Source organism: Clostridium algidicarnis DSM 15099 (assembly GCF_002934235.1).
Classification (GTDB): domain Bacteria; phylum Bacillota; class Clostridia; order Clostridiales; family Clostridiaceae; genus Clostridium_L; species Clostridium_L algidicarnis.
Map to the genome: position 1 here is coordinate 411,190 of NZ_PTIS01000001.1, position 19,455 is coordinate 430,644.

Sequence of the window (19,455 nt, forward strand, 5' to 3'; positions counted from 1 at the left end):
AAATATATCGTAATTTATATATTTAAATAGGCATATTAATATAAGGAGATGCTAAGATGAAAATTAAAAATATCCTTAAAGAAATAGAATTTACATTTGTATCCGAAACTTTTGAAGGTGAAATTAGCAAAATACAATATAATTCAAAAAAGGTTTCTACTGATGATATGTTTTTTTGTATAAAGGGTTTAAAAGTTGATGGGCATTTATATATAGATGAAGCTATAAAAAAAGGCGCAAAAGTTATTGTTCTAGAAAATGTTGATTTTGCACCGAAGGTAAAGGGCATTACAGTTATTAAGGTAACAGATACAAGGAAAGCTTTAGCTAAAGCTGCAGCTAATTATTATGATAATCCTTCAAGAAAAATAAACTTAATAGGAATTACAGGCACTAACGGTAAGACTACAACTTCATATATGATTAAGTCTATATTAGAAGAAGCGGGATATAAAGTAGGACTTATAGGAACTATAGCAAATTTTATAGGAAAAACTCCGATACCTTCTGAAAGAACTACTCCAGAATCTTTAGAATTACAATGTTTACTTGATAAAATGGTTAAAGAAGGAACAGAGTATTGTGTCATGGAAGTTTCATCCCATTCTTTAGCTTTAGATAGGGTTTATGGAATTAAGTTCAAATTATCTATGTTTACAAATCTTACACAAGATCATTTAGATTTTCATAAAACTTTTGAAAACTACTATAAATGCAAACTAAAGTTATTTAAAAATAGTGAATATGCTGCAATTAATGTAGATGATTCTTATGGAAAAAGAGTTTTAAGAGATATAAAAGAAGATAATATAATAAAAAGTACATATTCTATAAAAGAAGAATCAGATTTTAAAGCATATAATATAACAAGCTATCCAAAAGGAATTTCTTTTAATATGGACCTTCAAAACACTAAATATAATATGAAAATTAGTATACCAGGGAATTATAATATTTATAACGCTCTTGGAGCAATTTCAATATGTGTTAAAAGCGGTATAGACATGAAATATATACAAAAAGGATTAGAAAGATCTATAGTTCCTGGAAGATGCGAAACAGTAGCTAAGGATAAAAATTTAGGATTTGATATAATTTTAGATTATGCTCATACCCCAGATGGTCTAGAAAATGTACTATCCACATTAAAGGAGCTCACAAAAGGTAGACTTATAAGCGTTTATGGGTGTGGTGGCGATAGAGATAAAGGTAAAAGACCTATAATGGGTAGTATAGGAGAAAAACTTAGTGATATTACAATAATTACATCAGACAATCCAAGATCGGAAGATCCTATTAATATAATAGAAGACATAATATCAGGAATAAAAGATAAAGAAAATTGCATAGTAATAGAAGATAGAAAAAAAGCTATTGAAAAAGCTATTTCCATAGCAAAAAAAGATGATGTTATATTAATTGCAGGTAAGGGACATGAAACTTATCAAGTCTTAAAGGAAAAAACAATACATTTTGATGAAAGAGAAATAGTAGAAGAAATATTAAACAATAAATTTAGTGGAAAGTAGGTATTATGATGATCGGTCTAACCTTAGATGAGATTATAGAGAGTACAAGGGGTCATATTTATTTAAAAAAAGGTGAAGTAAATTTTAGCGATATAAACACTGATACAAGAAAAATAGAGCCAAAGAGTATATTTTTAGCATTAAAAGGTGATAATTTCAATGGAAATGATTTTATTGAAGAAGCCTTAAAAAAGGGAGCAAGTTTATGTATATTAGATGAAATAAATTTTAAAAAGGAAGATTTATTATCTAAATACAATAACTTTATTATAATAAAAGTTGAAAATTGCAAGGAAGCCTTATTAAAAATGGCTCAATATAAAAGAGAAAAATCAAATATAAAAGTGATAGGTATAACAGGATCTACAGGTAAAACTACAACTAAAGATATGATGTCAGCTGTTTTAAGTAGTAAATTTAAAGTTTTTAAAACTAAAGGGAATTTTAATAACCATATAGGACTCCCTTTAATGATATTACAGATGGACGAAAGCTATGAAATAGCTGTGCTTGAACTTGGTATGAGTAATTTAAATGAGATTCATAACTTAGCAGAGGTTTCAAAACCTGATGTTGCAGTAATAACAAATATTGGGTTATCCCACATCGAAAATTTAAAAAGCAAAGATAATATTTTAAAAGCTAAAATGGAAATAACAGATTTTTTTACCAAGGATAATGTATTAATAATAAATCAGCAAGATTCTATGCTCTCAAAAATAAATAGTAAAAAGTTTGAGATTGTAAGAACATCTATATCAAAGGATAAAAGTGATTTTAAAGCAATTAACATTAATTTAAAAGAAAGTTATAGTGAGTTTTCTTTGATTTATAAAGGAAAAGATATAGGTAGGATAAGTTTACCAGTACCAGGAGTACATAATATTGAAAATGCACTTTTAGCTATCAGTTGTGGATATTTAATGGGCATAGATATAAAACAAATGGTGGAATCCTTAAAAGCTTTAGAAGTTTCTTCCATGAGGTTAGACATAATAAAGGGGGAAAATATAGATATAATAAATGATTGTTATAATTCAAGTCCTGATTCAATTAAGGCAGCCATAGATGTTCAAGCAAACTTAGATAAATCGAGAAAGGTTGCTATACTTGGTACTATGAAGGAACTTGGTGAGTATTCTAGAAATGCTCATAAAGAAATAGGGGGTTATGCGAAAGATAAAGGTATAGATATATTAGTAGCTGTTGGTGAATTTTCATCAGAAATGGCAGAAGGTTATAATGATGAAAAAAACGTATTTTTATTTAAAAATACAAATGAAGCCATAAAGAATATTAATAAAATAATAAGAAAAGATGATTTGGTTTTGGTTAAAGCTTCAAGGTCTATGAAGTTTGAATCAATAATCGAAGAATTAAAAAGGATATACAACTAAAGAGGGGGGAAGTTAAAGAGTTATGAATATAAACAGCATGAATAATTTATTAAATTATTATAATATATTTTCAATATTGATAGGGTTTATAATAGTGTCAATTTTAGCACCTATAGCTATACCTGTACTTTCAAAACTTAAATTTGGTCAAAATATAAGGTCGGATGGACCTAAATCACATCAAAAAAAAGCAGGAACCCCTACAATGGGAGGAATAATTTTTATTATATCTACTTTAATTTCTATGATTATAATGATAGGAAAACCAAGTGATGAAGCGATGGTTGCATTATACGCATTTATAGGATTTGGATTTGTAGGTTTTTTGGATGATTATATGAAAATAAGACACAAAGATAATCAAGGACTTAATGCAAAGCAAAAGATGGTATTACTTATTATTGTATCATCAGTTTTATCTTATTATGCTTACGGTAAAATTGGAACTGAACTATTTATTCCGTTTACTAGTAAGACTATAGATCTAGGTATACTGTATATACCTTTTATGTTAGTTTATTTTACTGGAGTTACTAATGCTGTAAATTTGACTGATGGACTTGATGGACTTGCCACATCGGTTACCCTACTAGTTATAACATTTTTTGCTTTAGTAAGTTTTGGTATGGGGCATTATACTCTCTCAATATTTTGCTTGATTTTAGCTGGATCACTACTTGGATTTTTAAGATTCAATGCATTTCCTGCTAGAATATTTATGGGAGATACAGGCTCTCTAGCACTTGGAGGAGCTGTAGCAATGGTTGCTGTGGCACTTCAACTGCAGCTATTACTATTCATAGTAGGTGGCATTTATGTAATAGAAACGCTTTCAGTTATAATTCAAGTAACATCCTTTAAACTAACAGGTAAAAGGGTATTTAAGATGGCACCTTTACATCATCATTTTGAACAACTTGGGTGGCCGGAAACTAAAATAGTTACTAGTTTTTTAATAATAACAGTTATATTATGTTTAATAGGATTCCTTGCTTTTTAAAATTGACTAAGGAGGATATTTATGAAAAAAAAGAAAAAGAATATTAAGCAAATAGATTTTATTATGTTTGCTTCTATATTAATTCTTCTTGCTATAGGGGTTATAATGGTTTATAGTGCTAGTTCTTATATTGCGTTGTATGGTAAAAAGGACAGCATGTTTTATTTAAAAAGGCAGGCGCTTTGGGCTATTTTAGGAGTTACAACCATGTGTGTATTCATGAATTATGATTATCACAAACTAAAAAAATATACAACTTTGCTTATGATTATTTGCGTGCCGTTGTTATTTCTTGTTTTTGCTTTCGAAGGTGTAAATGGGGCTCAAAGATGGATAAGAATAGGTCCTGCATCATTTCAACCTTCTGAAATTGTAAAATATGTAGTAGTAGCTTATATGGCTAAAAGTTTAGAATACAAAGGAGAAAAGATTAATAGTTTTTTATATGGTATATTACCTTATCTTTTGGTTTCAGGCTTTTATGCAGGTATGATTCTTTTAGAAAAAAACCTAAGTATAGCATCAGTTATAATGATAGTTACCCTTATAATTTTGTTTGTAGCAGGTGGAAGAGCATTTCATCTCTTCGGCATAGTGACACCAAGTCTTTTTGCATTAGGGGTAGTGTTTATATTTTCAGAATCTTATAGAAAGGATAGGCTTTTAAATTTCATAGATCCCTGGAAAGATCCAGTTAAAAATGGCTATCAATTAATACAGTCATTACTTGCACTGGGTTCAGGAAAGATACTGGGCCTAGGACTTGGTAAGTCACGGCAAAAGGCATACTATATGCCAGAACCACATAATGATTTTATTTTTGCTATAATTGGTGAAGAGCTTGGACTTGTAGGTTGTCTTTTTATAATACTATTATTTTTAATTTTTATATGGAGAGGAATCAGAACTGCATCTAAGGCAAAAGATATTTATGGAACGCTTTTAGCCACAGGAATAACTTCGATAATAGCAGTTCAAGCCATAATAAATATTGCAGTAGTAACAGGTTCTATGCCTGTAACAGGAGTACCACTACCTTTTATAAGCTATGGTGGATCGTCGTTAGTTATAAATCTTATTGCAATGGGGGTACTGCTTAATATATCTAGGCAGACTGATAGTATTTAAAAAAGAGGCTATATTAATTGGAATACATAGGGTAGTTAACGTGTATTCCAAAAATATAGGCTCTAATTTATTTTTAGGTATTCTTATTATTAAATTAATGTTATTATAATAATAAGAATCCTTAAAGTTTAAAAGGAGATTAAAATGGGCGAAATAGCAAAGAAAAAAGAAGAAAACTCATTTATAGTTAAAAGGAGAAAAAGAAAGGCTTTAAAACGCAATATTATAATTTTCATATTTTTAATTGTTATATTAATTACGTTAAGTCTAAAATTAAAAATTTTTGATGTTGAAACTATAATCGTAGAGGGAAATAATATAATTTCATCAGAAGAAATTATAAGTACATCTACTTTAGAAAAGGGAAATAATATCTTTTATATTAATACTAAAAAGATAATTAAAAAAATACATGACAATCCCTACATAAAAAACGTAAAGATAAGTAGGAGGCTACCAAATACAATTATATTAAATGTAGAGGAAAGAAGTGCATTTTTTTATGGAGAAAGCAATAATAAATACTTTATAATAGATAGGGATTCAAAATTATTACAAATAAAAGATGAAATTACTAATATGAATTTAATATATATAGATGGATTAGATTATACTAATGCAAAAGTAGGGGAGGAAATATTGCCTAAAGAAGATAGGAAGAATAAGGTTATAAATGACTTCTCTTTTTTAATAGAAAATAATACATCAGGAATAGATATAACATCTTTAGACATGAAAGATATCTTATCTATAAAGGCTTATCATAACAATATGTGCATAATTATAGGAACTAGTGATGATATAGAAGGAAAATTAAATAAGGCTATAAATATAATTTCTAGTAAGCCTGAGTTAAGTCAATCTAAGGGATATATAAATGTAAGCTTTAAAGGAAACCCCGTAATATTTGTAGAAGAGTAGGAAGAGGTGATGGAGTGAAAAAGGTTAATTCGCAAGTAGCTGTGGCTTTAATTTGTGCACTTCTTGGATTCTTGCTAGCTTATCAATTTAAGCTTCTAGGTGGTCAAGATAAAAAGCTTCAGACAAATAACTATGATAAAGAAGAAATAAGTGTTGAAGTTGAAATGTTGCAAAAACAAAAAGAGGAATTAGAAAAAAAGAATAATGATGTATCTTCACAATTAAAAAAGTATGAGGAATCCGCTAGTGAAAGTGGAGATGTAACTAAAGAATTAAAAAAACAATTAGATAATAGTAGATTAATACTAGGTAGTTTAGATGTGACAGGCCCAGGCGTAATATTATCACTAACACCTAAAGATCCTGTGTTTTCTAGCAATACATATACAGCATTTATAACTGATTATGAGCTGGTATATGTAATAAATGAATTGAATTTTTCGGGCGCAGAGGCCATATCTATAAATGATAAGAGGGTAACATTACAAACGGGAATAAAAAGTTCTTCTAATAATAGCTTTATTTTAATAAATGATGAGAAAATATCACCAAAAGAAAAAATAGAAATAAAAGCAATTGGAAATAAAAAGACCTTAGATGCAGGAGTTAATTTTGCAGGAGTTTTTCATTATCAAAACCTAGAAAATTATAATATTGATATTAAGATGTCTGATTCAATAAATATACCAAAGTTTAGTAAAAACTATAAGCAAGAATATATTAAAGCTGTAGAATAAGTAGGAGTGATAAAATGATAGCATTAATTGGACTTTTAGTTGGAGTTTTAATGGGAATGTTTTTAAAGATAAATATTCCGGATAAGTTTTCACCTTATATATCTGTAGCTATACTTGCTTGCTTAGATTCAGTTTTTGGAGCTATAAGAGCATATCTATCTAAAAACTTTCAAGCTGATATATTTATATCTGGGTTTTTCGGAAATGCAGCTTTAGCTGCAGGACTTGCATATTTGGGAGATAGGCTTGGTATACCAATATATATTGCTGCAGTTATAGTATTTGGTGGAAGAATTTTTGACAATTTCGCTATAATAAGAAGGTTACTATTAGAAAAGATTAAACATCGTTAAATTTAATGTAGTATTAAATTACTTTTACATTAATTTTTAAATCCAAAAAGGGTGATTTTATGAAATTAAATGAAGGAAAAATATTTATTTTTATAGCTGCAATTATGATAGGAATTCTTGTATCTTTCAATATAAATTTAAGCACAGACAATAAACGAGAGTATGTAAGCACGAAAGAATATCAAGAAATGTACAATAAAAGAAATAAATTATATAGAGAGGTTTCCGATGTAAGAGAGGATTACCAAAGTAATTATAAAAAACTTAATTCCTTTAAATCAGGATACGTAGATAAAGAAAAGAATATAGCAGATTCTATAGTAGAAGAACTAGAAAATAACAAAATACTTTTAGGGTATAATAAGGTTCAAGGGAATGGTATAGAAATAACCGTAAGAGATGGATTCGATGAGCTTAATCCGGATATAGAAGATCCCCTTTTAAGGTATATGCGTACCTTTCATAATACAGATTTAATTCAAATTATAAACGAGTTAAAACTTTTTGGAGCTGAAGCTATTTCAATAAATGGGCAAAGACTAATGAGCAATTCTGAAGTGTATTGTAGTTCAGCATTTATAAGTATAAATGGAGTGAAACTTCCTGCACCTTTTCATATAGAAGCTATAGGAAATACAGAAAACCTTGTAAATAGTCTTAAGTCCAATGATAGCTATGTAAAAAGGTTACAAGGTAGAGGTATAAATATTGATATAGAAGAGAAAGAGACTATTGTAATTTCACCTTATATAGGAGATTTGAAAGTGAACTTTTTAAGTAGTAAAAAAAATAAATAATAATTTATTTAAAAATAAAGGGATTTTTAAATTTGTGAAGAATAGTTACTTTATAAGGGTTATCAAAGGAGAGGGTATTAATGGATGTCTTGGGTAACTTAAAATCAATTACAAATGAAATACCAAAGGATTCAACTTTTATAGCTGTGAGTAAGCAACAATCTACGGATAGTATAAAAAAGGCTTATGATTTTGGTATAATAGACTTTGGAGAGAATAAGGTCCAAGAATTATTAGAAAAAAGCGAAGAATTGCCAAAAGATATAAGATGGCATTTTATAGGTCACCTTCAAAGAAATAAGGTAAAGTATATAGTGGGGAAGGTTTATCTTATTCAATCTTTAGATAGCATAAGACTTTTATCGGAAATAGAAAAACAATATATGAAGCAAAACAAAGTTGCAGAGGCTTTAATTGAAATTAATATAGGAAAAGAAAAAAGTAAGGATGGCATATTCTTAGAAGATTTAGAAGAGCTAATTGTTGAAATTGAGAAATGTAATTTTGTAAAGATTAAAGGTCTTATGGCTATAATACCAAAAGGCGATGAAAAGTCTTCTGAATCTTATTTTATGAAGATGAAGGATATTTGGGATAACCTTTCTTATAGAAAATTTTCTAATATATCTATGGACTATCTATCTATGGGAATGAGTAGAGACTACGAATTAGCTTTAAAGTGTGGAGCTAACATGATAAGAGTCGGGGAAGGCATCTTTGGTAAAAGAATATAAAAATGAGGAGGAATATAAATGGCAGCGAAAGTGTTAAATAAAGTATGGGGATTTTTGGGGTTAGAGGATGAATATGATGAAGAGTATGATGAAGAATATGATGAGGCTGAAGAAGAAGAAGTAAAACAACCTACTCAATTAAATAATAAAAAGAATCAAGGTAAGGTGGTAAGTATACATACTGCAGTTTCTGCTAAGGTTACTATAGTAAAGCCTCAAAGCTACGAAGAAGTAACAGAGATAAGTGATGATTTAAAAAATCGAAAAATAGTTATTGTAAACACCACAGCTCTAGAACCTAAAATAGCTCAAAGATTATTAGATTTTATGGGTGGAGCAAGCTATGCTCTAGGTGGCGAGCTTCAAGAGGTTGAAAATGGTGTCTATATAGTATCACCTTCTAATATAGAAGTTACGAGCGAACTAAAGACTGAATTAAGTAAAGGATTGTTTAATTGGTCTAAATAGTTTTTAGATAGAAGGGAATGAATAATTATTTTAAGAGTTTTTTTTGAGGTCTTATTTTCAATAGTAGAATATGCTATATTGATAGATGTAGTTTTATCATTTATTTTTAGAGAACAACAAAACAAGCTTATAAATATAATAAAATTTCTAACAGAACCAATCTTAAAACCAGCTAAGCTATTACAAGATAAATTTATGCCAAACCTCTCCTTAGATTTTTCACCAGTTATTGTATTGATACTATTATATTTGCTAGAGAGCATAATTATGCCTCTTGTTAGTTAAATAATATGAATAAAAAGGATTTTTTAAAGTATATGGGAGAGGAAGACATATCTTTATGTTCAAATCTTTATGATAAGATTTTATTATCGAATAAAACATTAAACACTGTCTATAGCAATGAATTCTTAACACCTAATATTTGGAATAAGATTCAGAAATATTGCAACGTAAATAATATTGTTTCTGATGTTTCGGGTGGATTTGATGATGCTGAAAGAAGGATAATTAGATTTAATGGTTCTGGATCTTACTATTCTATTCAAATTATTAAGATTACAAATAAGTCGAAATTTTGTGAACTTCTACATAAAGATTATTTAGGAGCATTAATGTCATTAGGAGTAAAAAGGGAGAAATTTGGTGATCTTATAGTACAAGATAATAAATGCTATTTGCCAGTAACTGAAGATATATTACAGTATATATTTATTAATTTAAAAGTTATAGGTAAGAGTCCATGCACTGTAGAGATTTTAAATGACAATGAAAGTATTCCAGACTATACTTTTAAAGTAAATGTGCATTTAGCTTCATCAAAGAGAATAGATGTGATAGTTAGTTCAATTACAAATCTTTCAAGAGCAAAAAGTCAGCAGTACATAAAATCGGGTAAAGTACTTATAGACTATGTCACTTGTTATGAAAAAAGCGAGGAAGTAATGTCTGCAAATACTATTACCATAAGAGGATATGGAAAATATAAGGTTGGAGAGATAATAGGTACCACATCTAGTGGTAGATTAAAAATACAAATAAAAAAATACGTTTGACGGGGTGATGACTTATGAAAATAACTCCAATGGATATAAGTAATAAAGAATTTAAAAAGGTACTTAGAGGATATGATTCAGAAGAGGTAGATGAATTTTTAGATAAAATTGTAGAAGAGTATGAAGTGCTATTTAAAGAAAACGCCATATTAAAAGAGAAAATGTCAGTAATGGATGATAGGATAGATCATTATTCTAATATAGAAAATACAATACAAAATACTTTAGTATTGGCTCAAAATGCCGCAGAACAAGCTAAAAAATCTGCACAAAAAGAAGCAGACTTAATAGTTAGAAATTCTAATGAAACGGCACAAAAGATATTAGATAAAGCTCATAGTGACGTTATAAGAGTGAATGATGAGTATGAAAGATTAAAACAAGATTTTATTAGGTTTAGAGTCAAGTTTAGAAGTTTTATGAATGTTCAGTTAGAAACTTTTGATGATCTTGAAAAAGACTTTGCTAAAAATTATAATTTAGGAATACCTTTAGAAGAAGATGTAGTTGAAGAAGAAGAAAAAGAACAAATTATAAATAAAGAAATTGAAGTACAAAAGGATGAATCTATAAACTCAGATGATTTAAGTGCTATTAAAAGCTTCTTTGCAAAAAATAGCTAATTGAACTCACTCTTTAAGAGTGAGTTTTTTTATTTAAGATTGGAGGACAAATATGTATAAGAAAATAGAGCAAGATATTAATGTACCCTATCCTATATATTTGGTAAATAATATTTATGAAACTGTTAAAAGAATTGAAAATATAAAGGTAAAGCATAGGGCTGATTTATTTCTTATATACGATAAAAATTTAAGCGTATATTACGATAAATATATAAATAACATTAGGAGCTTTTGCAAAAGCTCACTTTATATAGAATGTAAAGAATGCAATAAAAATAGAGAAACTGTAGATGAGATATATAAATTTTTAGTAGATAATAATGCCAAAAGGAATGGTATAGTAATATGTATAGGTGGTGGCATCCTAGGGGATTTAGTGGGATTTGTTTCTGGCACCTACATGAGGGGTATAAGATACATTAATATTCCAACTACAATGATATCTCAAGTTGATAGTAGCATTGGAGGGAAGGTTGGATATAATTTTAATAATCTAAAAAATTATATTGGAATGTTTTATAACCCATTAGAAGTCATAGTATGTCCAGAGTTTCTTAAAACACTCAAAAGAAAAGAAATTTTGAGTGGATTTGGGGAAATAATTAAATATTGTATAATAGATAGGGATGATTTGTTAATTTATTTTGAAAAAAATATAGAATCTATAGTGAACCTTGAAAAAGATGAGATAATTTTATTAGTGCAAAAATGTATATTAATAAAAAGAGACATTGTTTCTAAAGATTTTAAGGATACAGGACTTAGAAATGTATTAAATTTTGGACATACTGTAGGCCATGCTATAGAAATAGATTCAAATTATAAGGTTTCTCATGGACAATCGGTATCTCTTGGAATATTAGTTGCATTAAAATTATCAGAAACTCTTATGTCTTTAGATAAAACTCTATATAATAAAATAAAAGATATTTATACGTATATAGGTATAGATAAGTATTATAAGATAAATAATAAAGATAATTTTATAAAAAGCATAAGAGGAGATAAAAAAAATGATTCTAATATAAGATTTGTACTAATATCAACATTAGGAAAACCTGTTATAGCGGTTAAAGTTAAAGAAGAACAGCTACTTAAAGTTATCAAAGAGAGTATAGAAGGTGAAAAAATATATGAGTAAATTATTATGTGATAAAGATAGTGGTGATGCAATTATAGTTAAAGTAGGAGACACAGAAATAGGTAGTAAAAAAAAGGTTATAATATCAGGGCCCTGTGCAGTAGAGGATTATGATACTATGATTAGCATTGCCACACAATTAAAATTATATGGTGTAAACATACTAAGAGGAGGAGCTTTTAAGCCTAGAACATCACCTTATGATTTTCAAGGACTTGGTAAAGAAGGACTTGAAATATTAAAGGCTGTAAGAGAAGAAGTTAATATACCTGTATCAACAGAAATTATGGATACTAGAGACGTAGAAGAAGCTCTTAATTATATTGACGTAATTCAAATAGGATCTAGAAATATGTATAATTACAGTTTATTAAAAGAAGTAGGAAAGTTAAAAACACCCATCATACTTAAAAGGGGCATAAGTGCAACTATAAATGAATGGATAAATGCTGCAGAATATATATTAAGAGAAGGAAATGAAAATGTTATATTGTGTGAAAGAGGTATTAGAACCTTCGAAACATATACACGCAATACTTTGGATCTAAATGCTGTAGCTTTTGTTAAAACCAACTATAGATTGCCTATTATAGTGGACCCAAGCCATGGAACAGGACTTAGAGAACTAGTACATCCAATGTCTTTAGCATCTATTGCTGCAGGGGCAGATGGGCTTATAATAGAAAGCCACATAAATCCGGATCTTTCAATATCTGATGCAAATCAAACAATATCAATAAATACCCTTTCTGATATAATTAATGACATAAAAAGATTAAATTGAAGGGAGAATTTAAGTGGATATAAAGATATTAAAAGCCAAGGAACACATTCATAAAGAAATTAAAAACTTGCCAGGTGATAAGTCTATTGCACATAGAAGCCTTATAATAGGCTGTATACCTAAGGGAACATATAATATATATAACTTTCCAAAAGGTAATGATTGTGTTGTTACACTTAAGAATATGGAAAAGCTTGGAGCTAAGGTTATTTATGAAGATGAATATAAATTAAAAGTTATAAGCCCTGGAATAGAAGAATTTAAAAAGGATGTTGGTGTATTAAACTGTGATAATTCAGGAACAACTGTTAGATTATTACTAGGTATTTTATGTGCGGCTAACATAAAAGCGGTTTTAATAGGTGATGAATCTTTAAGTAAAAGACCCATGAAAAGAATATTAGAACCATTACGACTTATGGGAGGAGTATTTGAGTGCTCAGAAGACAAATTGCCTATAAACACCACTAAATTATCAAATCTAGAAAGTATAGAATATTTGATGACGGTATCCTCAGCACAGGTAAAATCAGCTCTTTTAATAGCGGCTTTAGTAGCAAAAAAGGATATAGTAGTAAAGGAAGTTTTATCTACAAGAGATCATACTGAAATTATGATGAAATACCTAGGCGCAGATATCAAGTGTAAAGAAAACTCTATAACACTTGAAAAGTCTAATTTATCTTCTAAGGATATCTTTATTCCGGGAGATATATCTTCTGCAGCTTTTATAATAGGGTTATGCATACTCGCGAAAGAATCAAGTGTAACTTTAAAAGATGTTCTACTAAATCCCAGCAGAAGAAAATTTATAGATATATTAAAGGACATGGGTGCTGATATAAATATGGACATAAAAGAAACTAGAAATGGAGAACTTGTAGGTGATATAAAGGTTAAAAGTAGTAACCTTAAAGGAATTGAAATTGAAGCAAAATATACTCCGAGTATTATAGATGAAATTCCGCTTATTAGTGTTTTAGCCGCTTTTAGTGAAGGTACTACTATAATAAAATCAGTAGATGAGTTAAAGGTTAAAGAAAGTAATAGAGTAGATGGTATAATAAATAATTTAAAAAATTGTGGTATACAATCACATTATGACAATGGAGACCTATTTATTAAGGGTGGAAATTCATATATAAGCAAAGATATAAATATCGAAAGTCAAAAAGATCATAGAATAGCTATGGCCTTTGCAGTACTTTCTATTAGAAATTTAAAAAGTACCAATATTAATCATTGGGAGTATACAAATATATCATTTCCAAATAGCATAAAATTTTTTAGTGAATTCTTAAATATGGTTGAAACCTAAATATTAAAAAAATGATGCTTTCGAGCAATATAAAAGTGCATTACCAGATTAATTTAACGGGGGATGGAAAATTGGAAATAATCATAATTATTTTAGGTGTGTTTGTTGACAGGGTTACAAAAATGTGGGCAGTTAGTAATTTAGCTAAGGGTAAGGATGTAGTTATAATTAATAACTTTTTTAGTTTGTCTTACTTAGAAAATAGAGGGGCTGCATTCGGTATTTTTCAAGGAAGGGCTTTTTTATTATCATTATTAACGATTATTGTTGTATTAGCAATGATTTTTTATTTAATAAGGTATAAACCTAAATCATTTATATTAAAAATATCATTAGCTCTTATTATATCTGGGGCTATAGGTAATTTAATAGATAGAATAAAGTATAATTATGTAGTAGATTTTATTTTTTTCCACTATAAAGATGTTTATAGTTTTCCGACATTTAACATTGCGGATATACTTGTGGTTATAGGAACATTTTTACTTGCAGTATTTATAATAAAGGATGGCGAATAATGAAAGAAGAAGTATTTTTAATAGAAGAATGTGTAGATGAAGAGAGGGTAGATAAATATTTATTTAGAAATTCAGAGACTTTATCAAGATCCTACATACAAAAATTAATTGAGGAAAGTAATGTTCTAGTAAATGATAATCCTGTAAAAAGCAAATATAAGATAAAACAAGGAGATTTAATTAAGGTTTATCTTAAAGAAAACACAGAAATTGAAGTGAGGCCCGAAAATATATATTTAGATATATTATATGAAGATGATGATATAATCATTGTAAATAAAGAGCAAGGCATAGTTGTTCATCCTGCATCTGGTAATCATGATGGCACACTTGTAAATGCACTTGTAAATCACTCTTCGAATTTATCTAAGGTTAATGGTAGTGAAAGACCTGGGATAGTTCACAGAATAGATAAAGATACTTCGGGAGTACTTGTTATAGCCAAAAATGATAATTCACATTGCATATTAGCAGAGCAATTTAAAGCACATACTATAAAAAGAGAGTACTATGCACTAGTTGAAGGAGTTTTAAAAAGTGACAGCGGCACTATAGACACTATAATAGGTAGAAATCCTAAAGAAAAGATTAAATTTGCAGTAGTAGAAGAAGGTAAGCGTGCTATAACTCATTATGAGGTTTTAGAAAGATATGAAAATAATACTTTAGTAAGGTGCAACCTAGAAACAGGAAGAACTCATCAAATAAGAGTTCATATGGCCTATATAGGTCATCCTTTAGTGGGAGATCCGGTATATGGATATAAGAAACAAAAGTTCAACTTAAAGGGGCAAATGCTTCATGCCAAATCTTTAGGTTTTATTCATCCAACTAAAAATCAGTATGTTGAGTTTGAATCTGAACTTCCAGAGTATTTTACAAAAATACTTACTAGATTAAAAAAACAGTTGTAAAGAATAATTTTAGATGATATAATAATAAAAATACCTTTAAAATGATCCAAGAGAGATCCAAAGGCGCAGATGTTAACTTTGTTATTAATTTGTTTTTAAGCGTCTTATCTTTTCTGATAAGACGCTTTATTTTTATAGAAGGAGGAATAATTATGAAACTAAAGACAACTCTATTAGATGAAAATGCAATAAAAAGAAGTCTTATAAGAATATCACATGAGATATTAGAAAAAAATAAAGGCATAGAAGATATTGTTTTAGTAGGTATAAAAAGAAGAGGATATCCACTAGCAATAAGGATAGCAGAAACTATAGAGGCTATAGAGGGAATAAAAGTTTCGGTAGGATCTGTAGATATAACATTATATAGAGATGACCTTACAAATTTAAATGATGCACCAACCATAAATAACAAAAACCTAGGTGTTGAAATTAAAGATAAAAAAGTGATATTAGTAGATGATGTACTTTACACAGGAAGGACAGTTAGAGCAGCTATAGACGCAGTTATGGACAATGGAAGACCTATGTCTATTCAATTGGCTGTGCTTATAGATAGAGGACATAGAGAGCTTCCTATAAGAGCTGACTATGTAGGTAAAAATATACCTACATCAAAAGACGAGATGGTATCTGTTGAAATTAAAGAAATAGATGGAGAAGATTTAGTGAAAATTTATGAATTAGAATCATAATAAATTTTTTAAAATTATATTTTAACACACCAAATTAAAATGAATTAAAAGATTTTCTATATATAAGTCTTTTAAAATAATCCAGTGAGGTTAAAAAGAGGAGGAATAATATGAAAAACTACGTAGATGTAGAAGAAAGACTACCAATGATTAAGACATTACCTTTAAGTTTCCAACATTTATTTGCAATGGTAGGTGCAACTATATTAGTGCCAATGCTGACTAACACAAACCCTTCCTTAGCACTATTTTGTAGTGGGGTTGGAACCCTTATATATATATTGTGCACTAAGGGAAAGCTTCCAGCGTATCTTGGATCATCCTTTGCATTTATAGCACCTATAGTTGCAGCCACCGCTAAGTATGGTAGGCCATCAATGCTATCTGGTATAGTTGCAGCAGGGGTTGTTTATGTTATAGTAGCAGCTATAATTAAATTTACAGGTACGGGGTGGCTTGATAAATTACTACCGCCAATAGTTGTAGGATCTGTAGTTATTGTTATTGGTTTAGGACTTGCAGGTGTAGCTATAGACTGGGCGGGGTTAAATCCGAATTTTATGGTTCAATCTATGGAAGGCATCCCTAGAATGTCATGGATAGCAGTATCCTTAGTAACTTTGGGCATAGGTATTTTTGGAACTATGTACTTTAAAGGATTTTTAGGTGTAATACCAATACTTGTAGCCATGGTTGTAGGATACATACTATCCTTAATTTTAGGTGTAATCCCACAAGAATCAGTAGAAATTATAAAATCAGCTAAACTTTTTGAAATACCAAGATTCATGGCACCAAAATTTAATTGGAATGCCATACTACTTATGGCTCCAGTGGCTTTTGTTACATTAGCAGAACATATAGGACATGTATATGTAACAAATAATGTTTGTGGAAAAGACTTCACAAAAGATCCAGGACTTCATAGATCTATATTAGGAGATGGAGTTGCCACGATTTTTGCAGGACTAGTTGGTGGACCGCCTAACACTACCTATGGTGAAAATATAGGAGTTATGGCTATAACTAAGGTATATAGTGTTTGGGTTATAGCATGGGCAGCGGTTATAGCTATAGTGTTATCATTCATAGGTCCTGTATCTGCTGTAATAAGCAATATACCTCTACCAGTAATGGGTGGAGTGTCTATATTACTATTTGGTATAATAGCTTCATCAGGATTTAGAATTTTTGTTGAAAACAAAATAGATTTTGGTATGAAAAAGAATCTTATAATATGTTCCGTAATAATAATTTTAGGTATAGGTGGAGCGGTTATAGACTTTAAGGGTGTGAGTTTATCAGGAGGTGCACTAGCTACCTTAGTTGGCATAATACTAAATTTAGTGTTACCTGAAAAGAGTAAATCAGAGTAGAAGGTTTAATATGAAAAGAGCTTGGATAAAAGGAAGTAGTTCCTTTGGTTCAAGCTCTTTTCATATTACCAACTATTTATCTACGGATAGGAGTTTATTTTAAACTCTTTTAAGTCCAAGGTCCTTAGGGTTTATATAAAGTGTTTTATTAGTATAATATATAACCATTCCAGGTTTAGCACCAGAAGGCTTTTTAACATTTTTAACTAAAGTGTAATCCACAGGAACATTAGAGGAATCTTTAGATTTACTATAATAAGCAGCAAGGGTAGCAGCCTCTAACAAGGTTGTATCAGATATATTAGTTCCTTTTATTATTACATGAGAACCAGGAATGTCCTTTGTGTGAAGCCAAGTATCCTGCTTGTTTGCAAATTTAAGCGTTAGATAATCATTTTGAATATTATTTTTTCCAACATAAATATCCAGTCCTTCACTAGAAATAAAATGCATTGGTTTTGAAATTTTCTTTTTGCCTTTTTTTAGAATCTTACGTTTTAAATATCCTGATTCAACAAGTTCAGACCTTATTTCTTCAATTTCTTCGTATTGTTCTATATTAACTAAGTTATTTAAAACAGAATTTAAATATTCTATCTCGTCAGCAGCTATTGAAAGTTGAATTTTAGCGGCTGCTTCAGATTTTTTATATTTATTATACTTTTTATAGAATGACTGTATATTTTCAGAGACTGTTTTATTTTCATCTAATTTTATAGTAATATATTCATCTTCATCACCATAATAATTTTGAAGAGACACTTCAGATTTACCTTGTGTAATGCTATATATATTTGCAGTTAAAAGTTCACCTTTAATTTTATACTCATCTTTATTTTTACATTCTTCTAAGGTGGATTTTAAAATATCAATTTTTTTATTACACCTATCTAAATTAGTATTAATTAATTTTAATAGCTCTGTGCTTCTACCGTGAACATGTTGACTTCTAGCTTTTTGTTTATAAAAAGATTCAATAAGTTTTGAAGGTGAGGTATAAATATCTTTATTATAACTTTTCATTGTAATTAGGTCTAGACAGTAGAAGTCTTTTAGCATATTTTCATCAAAGTAACTTATAAATTCAAAGTTATTAGAACGTATATTACTAAAGTAATCCATGCAAATATTAGCATATGAATTTAAATCTTGATCTACATCTTCTAAAGAAAGGTAACTTTTGTATATATCCTCAGATAATAATTTGCTTACACCATTAAAACATAAAGAAGCAGTTTTATTAGAAATATCTAAATCATTTTCCTTAATAAAAGTTATTATGTTAGTATTACTGCAATTTAATGGATTTAATTTATCGAAACTAGGTGGGTATTTAAACTTTAAACCAGGATAAATACTTCTATAGCTATTAATCTCAGGGGTTATATGTTTTATAGAGTCCATAACTATTCCATCTCTTTTTCTAACTAATGTAATATTACTATGTCTTCCCATAATTTCAATTACTAAAGAGTAGATACTATCAAAGCCTAAATCATCTGTATTTTCAACATCTATGATTAGAACTCTATCATTGTTTAATTGTGTAATATCTTTTATTCTACCACTAACTATATATTTCCGAAGAATCATACAAAACATTGGAGCACTTGCTGGATTAGCTTTTGATTCTTCTGAAAAATGTATCCTTGGATAATTAGAGTTAGAACTTATAAGTAATTTTTTGTTACCGCTAGAACATCTAATACTTAATATAATCTCATCCTTTTCAGGCTGATTAACCTTATCTATTTTTGCGTTTAATATTTCGCTTTTTAATTCACTAACAATACTGTGTAAAAATATTCCATCTAAAGCCATAAATAAACTTCCTTTCTTAAAAAAAACGTACTGAATTTCGTTAATAATACATTGATTATACCAATATTTAATATAGTTGTCTAAATGTAATAAAATTTTTACAATTTATTTATATATATATAGTATTATATATATGCAATAAT

Annotated in this window: 21 protein-coding genes; 20 read left to right on the forward strand and 1 reads right to left on the reverse strand. The window is 28.8% G+C overall.

Features of this window, described 5'->3' with window-relative positions:
• Positions 1-56 precede the first annotated feature (56 nt).
• The 20 genes from BD821_RS01995 (at position 57) to uraA (ending at position 17,491) form a co-directional block, all read left to right on the forward strand.
• Entirely contained in the window at positions 57-1,529 is a 1,473-nt protein-coding gene (locus BD821_RS01995) for a UDP-N-acetylmuramoyl-L-alanyl-D-glutamate--2,6-diaminopimelate ligase (protein WP_104409059.1), read from the forward strand.
• An 8-nt stretch (positions 1,530-1,537) separates the two neighbouring features.
• Complete coding sequence (locus BD821_RS02000) at positions 1,538-2,926, forward strand: UDP-N-acetylmuramoyl-tripeptide--D-alanyl-D-alanine ligase (RefSeq protein WP_104409060.1); 1,389 nt, start codon at positions 1,538-1,540, stop codon at positions 2,924-2,926.
• A gap of 37 nt (positions 2,927-2,963) precedes the next feature.
• Entirely contained in the window at positions 2,964-3,926 is a 963-nt protein-coding gene (mraY, locus tag BD821_RS02005; protein ID WP_029453228.1) for a phospho-N-acetylmuramoyl-pentapeptide-transferase, read from the forward strand.
• Between the two features lie 21 nt (positions 3,927-3,947).
• Positions 3,948-5,054: a stage V sporulation protein E gene (spoVE, locus tag BD821_RS02010; protein WP_029453227.1), complete on the forward strand. Its 1,107-nt coding sequence runs from the start codon at positions 3,948-3,950 to the stop codon at positions 5,052-5,054.
• 144 nt (positions 5,055-5,198) lie between these two features.
• The gene (locus tag BD821_RS02015; RefSeq protein ID WP_104409061.1) at positions 5,199-5,975 is read left to right on the forward strand and encodes a cell division protein FtsQ/DivIB; all 777 of its coding nucleotides are present in this window, start codon (positions 5,199-5,201) and stop codon (positions 5,973-5,975) included.
• 14 nt (positions 5,976-5,989) lie between these two features.
• Entirely contained in the window at positions 5,990-6,712 is a 723-nt protein-coding gene (locus tag BD821_RS02020) for a DUF881 domain-containing protein (protein ID WP_029453225.1), read from the forward strand.
• Between the two features lie 14 nt (positions 6,713-6,726).
• Positions 6,727-7,065, forward strand: a complete 339-nt coding sequence (locus tag BD821_RS02025) for a small basic family protein (RefSeq protein ID WP_029453224.1) — start codon at positions 6,727-6,729, stop codon at positions 7,063-7,065.
• 59 nt (positions 7,066-7,124) lie between these two features.
• Entirely contained in the window at positions 7,125-7,862 is a 738-nt protein-coding gene (locus BD821_RS02030) for a DUF881 domain-containing protein (RefSeq protein WP_029453223.1), read from the forward strand.
• Between the two features lie 80 nt (positions 7,863-7,942).
• Complete coding sequence (locus BD821_RS02035; protein ID WP_104409062.1) at positions 7,943-8,596, forward strand: YggS family pyridoxal phosphate-dependent enzyme; 654 nt, start codon at positions 7,943-7,945, stop codon at positions 8,594-8,596.
• A gap of 18 nt (positions 8,597-8,614) precedes the next feature.
• Positions 8,615-9,064: a cell division protein SepF gene (locus BD821_RS02040; protein WP_029453221.1), complete on the forward strand. Its 450-nt coding sequence runs from the start codon at positions 8,615-8,617 to the stop codon at positions 9,062-9,064.
• A 60-nt stretch (positions 9,065-9,124) separates the two neighbouring features.
• A complete protein-coding gene (locus BD821_RS13840; protein WP_226104278.1) occupies positions 9,125-9,349 on the forward strand; it encodes a YggT family protein in 225 nt (74 codons plus the stop codon).
• A 5-nt stretch (positions 9,350-9,354) separates the two neighbouring features.
• Positions 9,355-10,119, forward strand: a complete 765-nt coding sequence (locus BD821_RS02050; protein WP_104409064.1) for a YlmH family RNA-binding protein — start codon at positions 9,355-9,357, stop codon at positions 10,117-10,119.
• Between the two features lie 14 nt (positions 10,120-10,133).
• Positions 10,134-10,742, forward strand: coding sequence for a DivIVA domain-containing protein (locus BD821_RS02055; RefSeq protein ID WP_104409065.1), 609 nt, complete (start codon positions 10,134-10,136; stop codon positions 10,740-10,742).
• Positions 10,743-10,794: 52 nt separating this feature from the next.
• The gene (aroB, locus tag BD821_RS02060) at positions 10,795-11,886 is read left to right on the forward strand and encodes a 3-dehydroquinate synthase (protein ID WP_104409066.1); all 1,092 of its coding nucleotides are present in this window, start codon (positions 10,795-10,797) and stop codon (positions 11,884-11,886) included.
• Complete coding sequence (aroF, locus tag BD821_RS02065) at positions 11,879-12,670, forward strand: 3-deoxy-7-phosphoheptulonate synthase (RefSeq protein ID WP_104409067.1); 792 nt, start codon at positions 11,879-11,881, stop codon at positions 12,668-12,670. The genes aroB and aroF overlap by 8 nt, the downstream gene beginning before the upstream one ends.
• A gap of 13 nt (positions 12,671-12,683) precedes the next feature.
• Positions 12,684-13,988 carry a 3-phosphoshikimate 1-carboxyvinyltransferase gene (gene aroA, locus BD821_RS02070; RefSeq protein WP_104409068.1) on the forward strand — a complete coding sequence of 435 codons (1,305 nt, stop codon included), beginning with the start codon at positions 12,684-12,686 and terminating at the stop codon, positions 13,986-13,988.
• Positions 13,989-14,059: 71 nt separating this feature from the next.
• On the forward strand, positions 14,060-14,506 hold the full coding sequence (gene lspA, locus BD821_RS02075; protein ID WP_029453214.1) for a signal peptidase II: 447 nt from the start codon (positions 14,060-14,062) through the stop codon (positions 14,504-14,506).
• Positions 14,506-15,420, forward strand: a complete 915-nt coding sequence (locus BD821_RS02080; RefSeq protein WP_104409069.1) for an RluA family pseudouridine synthase — start codon at positions 14,506-14,508, stop codon at positions 15,418-15,420. Before lspA ends, BD821_RS02080 begins: the two co-directional genes overlap by 1 nt.
• Before the next feature lie 152 nt (positions 15,421-15,572).
• The gene (gene pyrR / locus BD821_RS02085) at positions 15,573-16,115 is read left to right on the forward strand and encodes a bifunctional pyr operon transcriptional regulator/uracil phosphoribosyltransferase PyrR (RefSeq protein WP_029453212.1); all 543 of its coding nucleotides are present in this window, start codon (positions 15,573-15,575) and stop codon (positions 16,113-16,115) included.
• Positions 16,116-16,225: 110 nt separating this feature from the next.
• Positions 16,226-17,491 (forward strand): uracil permease, encoded by a 1,266-nt coding sequence (gene uraA / locus BD821_RS02090; RefSeq protein ID WP_104409070.1) that lies wholly within the window; start codon positions 16,226-16,228, stop codon positions 17,489-17,491.
• 99 nt (positions 17,492-17,590) lie between these two features.
• Here the strand turns inward: uraA and BD821_RS02095 are convergent, their stop codons facing one another.
• The gene (locus BD821_RS02095) at positions 17,591-19,312 is read right to left on the reverse strand and encodes an Rqc2 family fibronectin-binding protein (RefSeq protein ID WP_104409071.1); all 1,722 of its coding nucleotides are present in this window, start codon (positions 19,310-19,312) and stop codon (positions 17,591-17,593) included.
• Between the last annotated feature and the right edge of the window lie 143 nt (positions 19,313-19,455).